The organism is Sorangiineae bacterium MSr11367 (assembly GCA_037157805.1).
Lineage (GTDB): Bacteria > Myxococcota_A > Polyangia > Polyangiales > Polyangiaceae > Pendulispora > Pendulispora rubella.
This window is the reverse complement of record CP089983.1, coordinates 13,473,006-13,487,002: the sequence shown is the minus strand read 5'-3', so window position 1 is coordinate 13,487,002 and position 13,997 is coordinate 13,473,006. Positions and strand designations below refer to the sequence as shown.

General features: G+C 65.6%; 10 protein-coding genes. 5 read left to right on the top strand and 5 right to left on the bottom strand.

From position 1 onward, the window contains the following. The first annotated feature begins 23 nt into the window (after positions 1-23). The 3 genes from LVJ94_52730 (at position 24) to proB (ending at position 2,878) form a co-directional block, all read left to right on the top strand. Complete coding sequence (locus tag LVJ94_52730) at positions 24-902, top strand: hypothetical protein (GenBank protein ID WXB05550.1); 879 nt, start codon at positions 24-26, stop codon at positions 900-902. Positions 903-1,152: 250 nt separating this feature from the next. Further along, a complete protein-coding gene (locus LVJ94_52725) occupies positions 1,153-1,797 on the top strand; it encodes a hypothetical protein (GenBank protein WXB05549.1) in 645 nt (214 codons plus the stop codon). Next, positions 1,790-2,878, top strand: a complete 1,089-nt coding sequence (gene proB / locus LVJ94_52720) for a glutamate 5-kinase (GenBank protein WXB05548.1) — start codon at positions 1,790-1,792, stop codon at positions 2,876-2,878. Before LVJ94_52725 ends, proB begins: the two co-directional genes overlap by 8 nt. Positions 2,879-3,144: 266 nt before the next feature. On the opposite strand, the gene LVJ94_52715 is transcribed toward proB, so the two are convergent. The 5 genes from LVJ94_52715 to LVJ94_52695 form a co-directional block, all read right to left on the bottom strand. Beyond that, positions 3,145-5,271: a M13 family metallopeptidase gene (locus LVJ94_52715; GenBank protein ID WXB05547.1), complete on the bottom strand. Its 2,127-nt coding sequence runs from the start codon at positions 5,269-5,271 to the stop codon at positions 3,145-3,147. Between the two features lie 34 nt (positions 5,272-5,305). Beyond that, entirely contained in the window at positions 5,306-8,386 is a 3,081-nt protein-coding gene (locus tag LVJ94_52710; protein WXB05546.1) for a hypothetical protein, read from the bottom strand. 9 nt (positions 8,387-8,395) lie between these two features. Then, positions 8,396-9,310, bottom strand: a complete 915-nt coding sequence (locus LVJ94_52705) for a HEAT repeat domain-containing protein (GenBank protein WXB05545.1) — start codon at positions 9,308-9,310, stop codon at positions 8,396-8,398. Between the two features lie 9 nt (positions 9,311-9,319). Further along, positions 9,320-11,599 carry a hypothetical protein gene (locus tag LVJ94_52700; GenBank protein ID WXB05544.1) on the bottom strand — a complete coding sequence of 760 codons (2,280 nt, stop codon included), beginning with the start codon at positions 11,597-11,599 and terminating at the stop codon, positions 9,320-9,322. 94 nt (positions 11,600-11,693) lie between these two features. Next, complete coding sequence (locus tag LVJ94_52695) at positions 11,694-12,245, bottom strand: hypothetical protein (protein WXB05543.1); 552 nt, start codon at positions 12,243-12,245, stop codon at positions 11,694-11,696. Positions 12,246-12,297: 52 nt separating this feature from the next. Here LVJ94_52695 and LVJ94_52690 point away from each other — a divergent pair, with 52 nt between their 5' ends. Together LVJ94_52690 and LVJ94_52685 are read left to right on the top strand one after the other, a co-directional pair. After that, a complete protein-coding gene (locus LVJ94_52690) occupies positions 12,298-12,789 on the top strand; it encodes a PaaI family thioesterase (protein ID WXB05542.1) in 492 nt (163 codons plus the stop codon). 46 nt (positions 12,790-12,835) lie between these two features. Further along, the gene (locus tag LVJ94_52685) at positions 12,836-13,948 is read left to right on the top strand and encodes a hypothetical protein (GenBank protein ID WXB05541.1); all 1,113 of its coding nucleotides are present in this window, start codon (positions 12,836-12,838) and stop codon (positions 13,946-13,948) included. The last annotated feature ends 49 nt before the right edge of the window (positions 13,949-13,997 follow it).

The window sequence follows — 13,997 nt, the reverse complement described above, 5'->3', positions numbered from 1 at the left end:
ATGGGCTATGGTAAGCGATCGACATGCCAGGGAACCAGCCGCCGCTCCTCGAAGCGAAAGATGTCCGCCTCGACGAGCAGGGTACGCCGCAGGTGGACGGGCTGTCCTTCGCTACGCAGGGAAATCACGTGGTGATCCTGGGCGCGCCGCGCGCCCTGTTCGAGGCGGCGGCGGGAATGCGGAGCCCCGCGTGCGGGGAGCTCTCCCTCCTGGGCACCCCCTGCGCGAACGCGCTGGCATCGCGGCATGTGGCCGGCGCCCCCCTCGATCCGGCGCTTCCCCCCAAGTGGACACCGCAGCGCTACGTGGAGTGGAGCGCGCGGCTTGCGGGGCATTCACGCTCCGAGGCACGCACACATGCGCAACAGGCCTTGCAGGCGCTGGAGCTCACGGCGCTGGCCCAGGCTCCACTAGGTCCCGCCCCGCTCGCAGCCCGGCGGGCCACGGTGCTGGCCGCGGCCATGGCGACGCAGGCGCACGTGCTCGTGTTCGAAGATCCCACGCTGGGATTGCCCGAGGCCGGCTATCGGGCGCTGAGCCGCATTCTCGCCCGGGCATTGCATTCGCGCCCGTGGTTGCTCTTCGCCGCCCGCGCCCCGCTGGACACGCCGCTTTGCCTCGACGCCGACGAAGCGGTGGTGCTTCTAGGTTCGCGCGTGGTGGCCCAGGGCCTCCCTTCCGAGCTCGCCGCACGCGGACGTACCTACGCCGTGCGCGTGGCCGGCGACGTGCCCACCTTCGCAAGCCTGGTCATGGCCCGCGGCGCACGCGTGGAGGCCTCCGGCTCCGAGCTCACCTTGGAACTGGGCGATTCACTCGGCACCCGCGATCTCCTCGAGCTCGCGAACCAAGCCCGCTCCATCATCGTCGAACTCCGCCCCCTCGCCCGCGCCTTTGCGTAGGGCTCGACGCGACGTAGGGCCGAGCGTACACTTTTGTACAGCCCGAACGAGGGAGACGGTATCGAGTGGGATGAGAAGCTCCTTCGGTACCACGAGCTCGGGGTTCGTGAGCTCATACGATTCGACCCCGAAGATCCAGCCGGGGCGCGCCTTCGCGCGTGGCTCTGCGCCTTCTCGATGCCGACGGGAATCTGGTGCTGAACGAACCCGAAACCGAAGGGCGAGGCGGCTGAAGTGGTAACGTAGGGGCATGGACCCCCTCTCGAAGGACAAGGAAGCTCCGGTGCGCCTCGTGGAAAAAGATGCGCTCGGTGCTGGGCGAATCGGCGTGTACACCGCCATTGGAGGGGGCATTGGCTTGGTGCCGCTGCCGTGGGTTCCCGATTCGATTGCGCGGCGCGTGCGCGGCGCGCTCGTGCAGGACGTGGCCGCGCGCCATGGATTGTCGATTACGCCGGAGGCGCGGGCGGCGCTGGCGGAGCCCGATGGGCCGGATGGCTCGCGCGGGATGCTCGCGCAGGCGATGAAGTTCGCCACGCAGAAGCTCCTGGTTCGGTTCATGCCCCTCGGCTTCTTGCCTCCGCTCCGCTCCGCGGCGACCACGTTCGCCCTGGGACACTTGTTCCATCGTTATTTGCAAAATGCGCGCAATGACATTTCGATCCGCATCGACGTCGATGAAGCGCGGCGGGTGCGCCGGGCCATCGATGCGTCCGTCTTCGCGGCCTTCCGCGTCGAGGTGCCCGATGGGGCAAGCCGCAAGATTGCGCCGGAGGACCTGCGCGACGACATCACGCAGTTCGTCGATGGCCTGATCATTGGCGCGGCGAGCCTTCCCGATCTGATCGTGCGCAGGCTCGACGCCGCGTTCGACGAATGCCTCAAACATGGCTGACCGCGACTTCATCAAACAAGCGAGACGTGTCGTCATCAAGCTGGGATCCAGCACGCTCGCGGGCGATCCCTCCGTTTATTCACGCCTCGTCGAGGCGGTCCACACCGCGCGCGAAGGTGGACGCGGCGTGCTGCTCGTCTCGAGCGGGGCGATTGCGCTGGGCACACGCAAATTGGGATTCCGTACCAAGCCCAAGGAAATGGCCAAGCTCCAGGCGGCGGCCGCCGCGGGCCAGAGTTTGCTCATGCGCTCCTACGAGGAGGCCTTCGCCGCGCGCGACATTGCGGTGGCCCAAGTGCTCCTCACGCATGCCGACCTCGCGGATCGCGTGCGCGGCAACAATGCGCGCGCGGCACTTGGAGCGCTGCTCGAAGCCGGGGCGGTGCCCATCCTCAACGAGAACGATTCGGTCAGCGTGGAGGAGATCAAGTTCGGCGACAACGACCAGCTCGCCGCGATGGTCACGTCGCTCGTCTCGGCGGATCTCCTGTTGCTGCTCTCGGACGTCGACGGATTGCTCGACGAAGCGGGGCAGCGCATCTCGCGGGTCGAGGATGTCGCGGACGCGATGCGCTACGTGCGCAAGTCGACCGCGGGCGTGGGCACCGGCGGCATGGGCAGCAAGCTGCAAGCCGCGCGGCTCGCCACCCTGGCCGGCGCCGACGTGGTGATTGCCGACGCACGCCGGCCCCAGGTCATCGAAGACGTTCTCTCCGGCGCCGACGTCGGCACGCACTTCATGGCCTCGGCGTCGCGACTGAGCGCGAAAAAGCACTGGATCGCCTTCACCCTCCGTCCCCGCGGCGACATCGTGCTCGATCCGGGCGCTGCCGTCGCCGTGCGCACGCGCGGCAAGAGCGTGCTCTCCATCGGAGTCCTCGGGATCCGCGGCGACTTCCGCTCCGGCGACGCCGTGCGCCTCCTCGAACACGACGGCACCGAAATCGGCCGCGCCCTCGTGCGCTGCGCCGCCGAAGACGCCGTCGTCGTCGCCGGCAAGGCCCAAGACGAACTCCCCGAGGCCCGTGCCGCACTCGCGGAGTTGATTCATCGGGATGACATGGTCATCTGGAAAACCTAGCCCACGCATTACTCTCAAACCTCAACCTCAAACCTCAACCTCAAACCTCATACTCTAAACTCGCACTCGCACTCGCACTCGCACTCGCACTCGCACTCGCACTCGCACTGAGCTGCGATCGACGGAACGAGGGCGGATGCGATGCTGGGAGATAGTTGGCCGGCAAGCGAACCCAATGAATGCGAGTGCGAGTGCGAGTGCGAGTAGGAGGCTAAGATCGAGGTTTGAGGTTTGAGGTTTGAGGTTTGAGGATTTGCGGAATTACCTCACCAAATTTCGCAGCGCTTGTCCCCGGTGCGGGACATGGGGCTGCCCTCGCGGCATGCGAAGGCACTGGCGAACTCGGTGAAGTTCGACAGGGGGCCGTTCACGCGGAATTTGGACGGCGCGTGCGGGTTCGTCGTCACCTGGAGGCGCAGCATCTCGGGGCGAATGTTTCCGCACCAGCTCTGTGCATAGGACAAGAAGAACTCCTGCTCGGCGGTATAAGCATGCGCGCCCTTGGGGATCTCCTTGCCCTTTTTCATGTTTTCAAAGGCGGCATAGGCCAGCTTGATTCCGCCGAGATCGGCAATGTTCTCGCCCAAGGTCAGCTTGCCGTTGACGTGTAGGTCGTCGACTGCGACATACCCGTCGAATTGCGAAACGACGCAGGCGGCGCGGCGGTCGAACTCCTTGCCCACGGTGGGGGACCACCACTCTTTCAAGTTGCCCGAAGCGTCGAATTCACGGCCCTCGTCGTCGAAGCCGTGGGTCAGCTCGTGCCCCATCACCATGCCGATAGCGCCGTAATTCAGTGCGGGAACGGCGTCGGAGGCAAAGAACGGATATGCCAGGATACCCGCGGGGAAGACCATCTCGTTCAGGGATGGATCGTAATATGCGTTTACCTCCGGCGGCGTCATTTGCCACTCTTTCTTGTCCACGGGCTTTCCAATCTTGGAGAGCTGCCGCTTCACCTCGAAGGCCCGCGCACGCAACGCATTGTCGAAATACGAATCACGCTGGACTTCGAGGCCATCGTAATTGCGCCACACGTCGGGATAGGCAATCTTGTTGTTGATCGCCATCAGCTTCTCCAGCGCCTTCTTGCGTGTCGCATCGTCCATCCACGAGAGCCTCTCCAGGCTGCCCTTCATCGCGGTTTCGATGCCCCCAATGAGCTCGAGCGCCTCGCCCTTTCCTTGCGCGCCCAACCGCGTTTTCACGAAGGGCTGCGCTAGCGCCTCACCCATCGCTCCGTCGGTGGCGCGCACGCACCGCTTCCAGCGCGGAAGAAGCTTGGGCGCACCGGTGAGGGCGCTGCGGAACTTGAAGTCCTCGTCGACGAAGCGCGCGGGCAGCATCGCGGCATCGCTATGCAGAATGTGCCATTTCAAATACGTGCGCCAGTCGACCAAGTTCTTCCCGCCCGCGCGTAAGCCCTTCGCCACTTGCCCCACGGCCTTGAAGAACTCGGGTTGGGCCACGTTGATGGCGGTCACCTGGGCAAAGCCCACCGCTTTCAAATAAGCGTCCCACTCGAAATCCGGGGCGAGCTTCTTCAGCCCCGCGAGCTCCAGGCGATGGTAAACCTTGTGCGGATCGCGGAGGTCCACCTTGGTCATCGACGCTTTGGCCAGCTCGATCTCCAGCCGCAAAACCGTTCTCGCCCCGGCCTTCGCCGCCTCCGGCGTCTCACCTGCAAGACGCAACATCTCGCCGATGTGCGCCTCGTACTTGTCGCGAATGCTTTTGCTCTTCGGGTCGTCCTTCAAATAGTAGTCGCGGTCGGGCATCCCCAGCCCGCCCTGCTGCACGGTGCCGATGACCTGCGTGGCGTCGGCGAAATCCTGCTCCGACGTGAATGCAAAGAGAGCCCGTTGCCCCGTTCCGTGCAGCGAGGCGATCACGTGCGCGAAGGTATTCGCATCTTTCACCGCCGCCACCTTGGCCAGCTGCGAGGAGAGCGACTTGTCGCCCGCGGCCTCGATGCCTTTTTCGTCCATGCAAGCGGCGTAATAATCGCCGAGCTGCTTCGAATACGCCTCGTTCGAGGGCGGGCTGCTACCATCGCGCACGAGGATCTCGCGCAGCAGCTTTTCGTTGTTCTCGGAGATGACGTCGAAGCTGCGATCCCACGCCGCTTGGTCGTCGGGAATCTTGGTTTCCTTCATCCAGCGCCCGCAGGCAAACTGATAAAAATCGTCGCAGGGCCGAACGCGTTCGTCGATGATCTTCGGGTCGATGGACACCCGCTCCGGCGCCGGTGCGGCGGCGTCGCTGCGCACGGGCGAGATGCCCACGGGTTGCGCGGGCGGCGCCTCGGCTTCGCCACCACCGCATGCCATCACCAAGGCCACACCGGAGATACCCACCGAAAGAGACAGAAGAGGCAAACGAGACAGACGCATGCCCCTATGTCGCACTCTTTTTTTCGCCGTGCAATTACGGTCCTTCGACCCGACCGCGCGCCGATGGGGGCACGTTCAAATCGGTTGGCGGCGCTGCGCGCGAGACGGTATCTGACGCCTGTGTAAGGATGTCCGGCTGCACGGCGACATCGACGGGGCGACCGCTCACCGAGCCGTGGCAGCCGCCGCAGAGACCATCGAAGAAGCCGCGCTTGAACGATTGATGCGCATACTCGCCCGGCGCGAACACCATGCTTTCGCGCTGCATGCGCGGAATCTGGCGAGCACGCGACGCCGCCGTTTCCGGCAGCTTGAACGCGATGGGCAGCCCTCCCGGCACCCGAAAATGCGCCGACCCGTCGGAGCCGAGCGGCACGGAGCCGAGAAGCCGGCGCTTCACGAAGACCTGGCCAAACGCATCCTTCGCCACATTGGCCCCGCCCACGCCGAAGCTGGTCATCTCGAGCGGCGGAGGGAGCTCTTCGAAGATCTCCACGCCGTTCAAGCCATCTTCGAGGCTGCGCCCGGTCGGCGTATTTTGAAATAAGAGCGAGGCCAGAAGCGGCATATCCAGCACGTGGATATCCGCCTCCAATTTGCCCGGAAGAATGCTGGTGAAGCCATTGGGCTCGTCCAAGGCCGAGCCGAAGATCCCCCGAGGCACGCGGCCGAACACCGCCACCGCGTCGACCTCCGCCACCCCCGCATCGCCGAACAGCTTCCGTTTCGCGCCGGTGGCCGGATCGAGCTCGTACACGTCGTAATCGCCGCCGAACGTCGCCGCATCCGACGCCGCGCCGAAGCTGACGAGCATCTTTCCGTGGGGCAGCGCCGACGGCGAGGTAAACAATCCGCTGGTGGGCGCGTTTCCATGCGCGTTCACGCCCGGATCGACGAAGCCCAGCGAACGCAAAAAGAACGAGGGCTCCGGCGAGGCGGGCGCCGCCGGGTCGATGACCGAAGCATCGATGGGATAGTCCGCCGCGTTCGGGCTGGTGAAATCGACACCGAGGGATCGATTGAACACGCCCAAAGCTCCGCCGCCGTGGGTCGCCGCCGGATCGCTGAAGATGGCCGCGAAGTTCTTGTCGGCGAGCTCCACGACCTGCGTGGCCTCGCGGTAGCCAATGCTCCCACGCTGCGCGAACAAGGGATGGTAATCACCGCCATCGAGGTTGATACGCCGCAGCGCCAATTGATAAAAGTCCGCGGCGCGCTTTTCGGCCGTAAAAATGATGCGGCCGTCCTGCATGAAACTCGGATACCGCTCGAGGTTCAAATGGTACGTCAATTGGCGAATTTGCCCATCGGGTGCGAAGTCGTACAAGTTCGCATTGGGCTTCGCGGGATTGGCCGGCGTGCGCTGCGGGCCGCTGTAATCGTAGGCACCGCCATTCAAATTGCCGCGCGTCGATGCGAAGACGAGGTGCACGCGCCCGGCACCGTCGGGCGGGCTGTAGGCCGGGTCGAAGTTGTGAATCAAGAGCCCATTCTGGCTCGCAGGCCCGCCGTTGATGGCCGCGTGCTTCTGGCATCCGCCCCCGTCGGCGTTCATCTCGTAGATCTGCAGTGGCTCGCCCGCCGAGCTGCGGGCCGCAAAGGCCACACGCTTTCCGTCCCACGACACCGCCGGCCGGCGAATGTCCGCCGTGGCCCGCGTCAGGCCGCAGCCTGCACCGAGCGCGGTATCACCCGACACCGAGAGCTCGCCCGCCGCGCTCAAGCTGGCCTTGGCCAGGTGGATCTCCACACCGGGTGCGTACACGTCGAAATCCTGAGCCCGATCCGGCCCCGTGCCCGGCGTGCGCTGCACGTACACGATGCCCTCGAGCGGAGCGGGGGCCCGGGCCGCACGCTCGCGGCGATGCCACTCGCGCACCATGCAATACGCGGGAACCTTGTCGACGGGATCCGTATCGTATTGGTACTTGCCATCGTCGCAGGCCTGGCTCGACGCCGGCGCGGATTGGAAATCCTCGAAAAGCGGACCGCCGCGGTGGGCAATGCCCGGTGAGCCGGGGATGATCTCGCGCCGGTACAAATTCTTGCGCACCAGGCGGCTCGCCTGGACGTCTTCGCTCTCCAGGGCCAATTGTGCCAACGAAAAGTCGTAATTCCGGCGCGTGGCCACGAAGGAAAAGCTCCCGCCGGAACCACCGCGAAGTCGGTAGTCGTGAAACTGCGCCGCCGAATGGCACGAGAGCATCATGCAGCCTTTTTTCACCAGCACCGGCTGCACGCGGTGGGCGAAAAATGCAAAATTCGGGTCGATGGTGCCAAAGTCCGGCGGCCCATGTTGGCGTGCCCAATCTAGCAACGCGGCGTAATCCGTATCGGAGGCACTCTGAAATACGACGCCGCCTTCGTGGAACGAGCCACCCTGCGACGGGGCCAGCGGGCGCCGCGCCAACTCGCTCTGCTCGGGCGTCTGAGCCAAATACTGCGAGGCCGCAAAATAGTTCCACCGCACCTGCTCGGGGCTGTCGCCGCAGGTCAAATAGAGATCGTTCGCCGTCGTTCCATGGCAATTGCCCGCCGCGCAATTGCGCCGCACGGCAGGGTTCACGCGATCGCGGAACGTCGCAAAATCGGCCCGTGCGGGGTCCGCCGCCAGGTCGAAGTTCGGTGCCGCCGGCACGAACGTGGAACACGGCAACCGCACCGACGACGCGGGCGCGGGGCCGGTGTTGTTGCGGGTCGCGCCGTTTTGAATCCAGCGGCGCAAGGTTTGGTAGGCGCCCGCGGCCGGATCCAGAATTGGCCCGCCAGCGTGCTTGATGTCCGTGGTCACCGCCGTGCGCTGGCCATCGAACGAGCGCACCTCGACCTGGAAATCGGGGATGTTCTTCACCAGAAACGACGCCTGCCCGTACGGCCCGTAGTCGGCGAGCAAGTCACGCCGGCGGTTCACGCCGTCGAAGCTCGACGTGTCCAAGTTGCCGAAGGCATTCCCCTTGGGCGTGGCCACGTGACAGCCGGCCCCCGTGTTCGTGCGCACGCACGACGTCGTCAGAATGGGCGAGATGGTTCGATCGAAATACGACGACTCCGCAGGGTCCTCCTTGGAGCACCCCGCCACGAGCACCGCGATCGCGAAAGCCGTTACCGTGCGCACGATGGCAGATTACAACCGCCGGAGGGCGATGCGCGCTTGATCGCGCACGAAGGTGCTCGAATCGCTCGCCGCGATTTCCTCGAGCACCGGTCGCGCCACCGCATCGTGGAAGGTCCCCAGTGCGTGGCACGCGGAAAGGCGCACCTCGGGATCCGGGTCCGACTTGGCCAGCAAAACGACGCTGGCCACGCTCTCTTTGGCCTGCAAGGTGTCCAGCACCTGCACCGCCCGGCGGCGCACGAGCGCATCCGCGTCCGTCGTCAACTTGGCCACCGCCGGTGTGCCCGTCCACCCGTTGATGCGCGGCGCCGCACCGAGCACCGCGATCTTCACGCGCGCATCGGCATCGCCCAACGCCTTGCCCAGCGCACCGCCCGCGTCATCGTGAAGCCGCCCGAGCGCCCCGGCAGCCGCTGCGCGCACCGTCGGATCCGAATCGCCCGTGAGCGCCGCACCGCAGGCGGCGATGCCCGGTTTGGCCAAAAATTCGCCGAGGGCCTCCGCCGCGTAGGCGCGCCGTTTCGGATCGGCATCGCCCTGGAGCGTCTTCAAGGTCTGCTCGTACACCTCGCCCGGGCCGAACACGCCGAAGATGCGCCGGCGCAGCCACCACGCGGCGATTTCACGCGTCTCGGCGTTCCGGTCGTAAAGCAGCGGCGCGATGGATGAAATGCACTCGAGGCACTCCACCTTTTCGCCGTGCTCCAGCGTCTCCCAAATGGCCGCCGGCGAACCCGAGGAGGCGATGCTCTTGATGCGCTCGGGCGACGAGAGAAACTCGATCTGATCGGGCGGGATGTTCCCGTACACGGTCGCCGCATTGGCCGGACCGGGCGAGGCGTCGCTTCGCGCATCGCGCCCGCTCATCAACGCCGCGCACGCGACGAAGGCGCCCAACATGGTCGCGAGGATTTTCGGTCGCATCGTCATCCCCTAGTACTTGGTGCCCGGCGCGACCGGGTTGCCCGAGGTGAAAGGTACGAATCCCGTGTTTTGCCGCGCGAAGTATTGCCCACCGAGATCCATGCTCAAAATGAGCACCCGGCGCTCCTCGTCGGTGAGCGTGGTGCCCTTGTCCTCCGGGTGCAACGGCGTCGGCCACGCGGTCGAGCCATCCTTGGCCTTCACGTTGATCTTCGCGATCAGCTGGGACTCGCGGGCGCTGCCCGGAACGCCCCACATTTTCGGCACCTGCCCCTTCACGGTGACGCGCCCCATCTCCATGGCCGAAGGATAGAAAATGGACACGTACGACGCGTTCCACTCCTTCACTTGCTGATCGTAATACGCGGTAATCTTGGTATCGCTCAAATCCAACACCGGTATCTTGTACGGCGTCGTCTGTCCCGTCCCGGGATCGGTTCGCGATACTTCGTAATACGTCGTCGTGGACGCATTGTGGCAGCTCGCGCATTTGGCGCTCAGAATCTGCTGCACGTAAGGCTTCGACGCCGTCTCGTTCTTGTCCCACGGGAGCTCGAAGCGGTCGCCCACCGCTTGCACGAAGTTCAGCGCCTGGCGCTGCTCGGCAATGGTCGGGTTCTGCCCGTTGCGCGGCACGCCCTGGCCCGTGCGGCTCTCGTGGCATCCCACGCAGCGCCGATCTTCGCCGGGCACGCCCTGGATCCAAAGGCCCTGCGAGCGAATCGACATGCCAAATTTGTCGACGGGCTGCACGTGCACCGGAATGTACGGCGGCACGTTCGCGAGCCAGCTCCCATCCTGGTAAACCGGCGCCTCGCCCAGCACGGCGGCGCCCTCGTGCATGGTGAGCCCGAACATGGTGACCCCCTTGGCCGCCTCGCTCGAGAATCCCTCGATGATGCGCACGGCCACGGCATCCTTCAGCGCCGTGCGCAGGGGCGTATCCTTGAATTGGCCGCCGGAGACTTTGTCCTCCAGGCTCGTTTGCGTCACGTCAATCGACCCCATACGCACCGGCAAGGACGTATCTTGCCGCCCGGCCAAGTCCCCAATCACGGGGGGTTCCGCCCGCGCCACCACGGGCACGGCTCCGAGATCCCACGTGGCGCGGTCGTTGTACAAAAGCTGATTCCGCCCCGACGCGGCATCGTAAAGGTAAATCCCGAAATCCGGCGGCGTCTCCGATTGCTCGGACAGGTCGTTCACCGGCCCGTCGGCCCACGAAACGAGGAATCGCCCGTCGGGGAGCACCGTCGGTTCGCGGTAGCGGCCTGCCGGCGACGGTGTGCTCATGGTGGGAACGTCGGGCGTGAGAACCGTGTAGATTACATGTTCCTCGTCGAGGCACGCGTGACCGGCTTGGTTGGCCTTCGCATCGAGGCACACGGGATCGGCCTGGTTGCGCGCGTCGATCTTGATCAGGGCCCCTGCGTGGATGGTGCGGTTTCGCGTGGTGGCGACACCGATCATCACGTTCGGCTGGTACTCGCGGACGTTGATGAGCGAATTGGATGGCTTTCCGTGCTCGCCGGCGATGGCAATCATGTTGGTGCCATCGGGGTTCGCCGTGAAAAGCTTCACGTCGTTCACCGCGCCCAAATGCTCCCAGCGCGAATACCCCAATTTGCCGTCGTGGCGGAGGAAGGGGGAAACCGTATGCGACAGGTTCTGCGAAAAGAGCCTCCGGTCGGCATCGCCGCCGTCCACGGAAATGGTGGCCAGCTGGGTCACCACGCGCGCATGCTCGTATTCGTCGGAGCGCGTTCCCATTTCCGTGTACATCTGATTGGTCACGAAGGCGATGCGCCGGCCGGCCAGATAAATGGGATTGATATCGTCGTAGTCGCCCGCGGTAAGTTGGTGAATTTCGTAGTTCTCCCCCTCGGAGAGCTGCGCGGTATAGAGGTGATACCGGTCGTCCTTGTCCTTCTTCATCGAGAAGACGGCCTGGCGCGCATCGAACGAGACATCGACCCCGTTGAGGTCGGCCTGGGGGAAGGCGGCGGTCAGGTTCACCAGCTTGCCGTCCGCGCGCGGGGGCGTGAGAAGGGCGAGGCTGCCGCCGGGCTCGTAGCGCTCGTAGTCGATGACTTGGCCGTTGCCGCCGGAGACGTTGATGCGCACGCCCTGCCCGTCCGCCACGGTGTGCACGCGCTTCATGAAGACGATGGCACCGACGCCGGTGTCCGACTTCGAATCGCTGGTCGACGTGCAGGCGCTCGTCCCCAACGGAGATAGGCTCGCGGCCAAGGCCACGAGGGCGAAAAATCTTAAGCGGGGTGAAGGCATGCGTTTCCGATTTTATCGTGGAGCATGCTTCGGGCCAACCGGACGCGCCTCGCTTTTGTAGGCCTTTTTCTCGAGAAACCGGGGGCGTCCGGCGTCATTTGGGGGCCGCACCCCCTAATGGGATGCGCGTGCCCCGTACCAGCCGACTTTCGGCGGTGACGAGGATGAGCTCGACGCTCTTGGCCGCCTCCAGGTCGGTGATCTCCGCGTACACCATGACGTCGTGGTGGCCCGAGAGCGGCGAGATCGAACCGTCGTTGTGGTTCAAACGCTGACCGTTCTCCGTCAAAACGAGGCCCGGCGTGCTGTCGCCGTGGCTCGAATAGAGGCCAGAGCCCTCGGGGAACTTGTCCGAGCCCGTCAGGGTGTCCCATTGGCCAATCGGCTTGCCGTTCGCATCGTTTGCAAGGAGCACGACGCCGATGGCCGGACCGTCGATGCCCACATCGAACACGGCGTCGGGGATGCCGTCCGGATCGAGCGAGCCATCGCTGCCGCCTACCTTGTCGACCTTGAAGGCATCCGGCGCCAACGCGAACCGCGTCACACGCGTGCTGCCATCACCACCCGGCGAAGCCGCCGGCTTTCCACCACCACACGCCACCAGTGTGGCCATCGAATAGGCGAGTACGAGGACCGCTCTCATGCAAAACGCAGCCTAGCGACTGCCCGCCGCGAATGGTATTCGTTTTGACGCAATGCCTTCCCTCGATCCCGAACAGCTCGATCCCTATACGTTCGGAGAGTCCCAGCCTTGTTTCGGGTGCAGCCCGAATCATCCCATCGGGTTTCGGCTGCGTTTTTCCAAGATTGGCGACGATACGGTCCAAACGACGTTTCTGCCGGGCGAGGTGCATCAAGGGCCGCCCGGCATCATGCACGGCGGCCTCGTCACCACCTTGGCCGACGAGATTGCGGCGTGGGCGGTGATCGGCTGTCTGGGCAAGTTCGGTTTCACGGCCAACCTGCAGGGCAAGTTCCACCATCCCGTGCGCATTGGCGCGCCCATCGAGGGGACCGGGCGCATCGTGCGCAATGGCCATCGGGTCATCGTGGTCGACGTCGAGCTCGCGCAATCGGGGCTGAAGCCGTACACCGGGCAGTTCACCTTCGCGGTGCTCGACAAGGCGGGTACGGAGCGCCTTCTGCAGCGGCCCCTGCCCGACGGCTGGGAGAAGTTCGGCCGCTAGGACGCCATTTTTGGCCATTGTGCGCGCATCTCGTACCCTATGAAGGATGCGCGGCCGGGAGTATGCCGTCGTTTTTCTCGTGCTATCGGCCTGCGGCGCGCACACGCGCCATGCGGTGCCGCGCATTCCACGTGACGTAGGGCCTGCCCCACGCGGGGACGCGCTCCACGCCGCCGCCATCGTCGCAGGGCGCGAGCATGCCTGCGCGCGCACGGCGGAGGGGAAAGTCGTGTGCTGGGGGGCGAACACCTCCGGGCAGCTCGGCGATGGCACGCGCACGATGCGGCCCCGTCCCGTAGCCGTCGTAGGGCTGGACGACGCGGACATGTTGGTCGCCGGCGACGAGCACACCTGCGCCCGGCGCGCGCGGGATCAATCGCTGCTCTGCTGGGGGCAGAACGCGCACGGAGAGCTGGGCGACGGCACCACCGAGGGGCGACCCACGCCGGCCGTCGTCACCGATCTCCACGCGGTCCTCTCCGTCAGCGCGGGCGGCCACATGACGTGCGCGCGAAAGCCGAATCGCTATGTCCTCTGCTGGGGCGAGGTGCACGATCCGGGGTCGGCCGTCAAAGCCCCCACCCCGGTGTTCGGCATGACCGAGACCGAGGAAGTCGCCACCGGCGCCCTGCACGCGTGCGCGCGCCTGTCCGAGCCGGCGTCGGGCCGCAATGTCCGCTGCTGGGGCTCGAACCGACTTCGCCAACTGGGCGTGCCCCACGTCGTCGATCGCGGTCTCCCGGTCGACGTGCCCCACCTGGAGACGGCAACGCAGCTCGCCCTGGGCCACGAGCATAGCTGCGCGCGCACGGAACAGGGCGCGGTGCGCTGCTGGGGTGGCGGTCTGCGCTGCGTCCCGGGCGAATGGTTCGAGGGCAAGCGCGTCGCCGTGAAGCCCGGGGCCATCCCGGGCATGGAGAACGTCCGCCTCGTCGCCGCCGGCGGCGATCAGGCATGCGCCATCTTGCCCGACGGCACCGTCGCCTGCGCCCGCGAAAAATCCGCCACCGGGGACCGAAGCTGCGTCTCCGCCCCCGTCGCAGGCCTCACCTCGGTCACCGCCCTCGCCCTCGGCGAAGCCTTTTCCTGCGCCCTGAAGGACGACGGCACCGTCTGGTGCTGGGACAAAAACGAGCCCCCCACGCCGGTGCTCCGATGATACCCGCGTCGATCGCCAAAGCTGGAAGCCGAGAAAATTGAACAGGGAG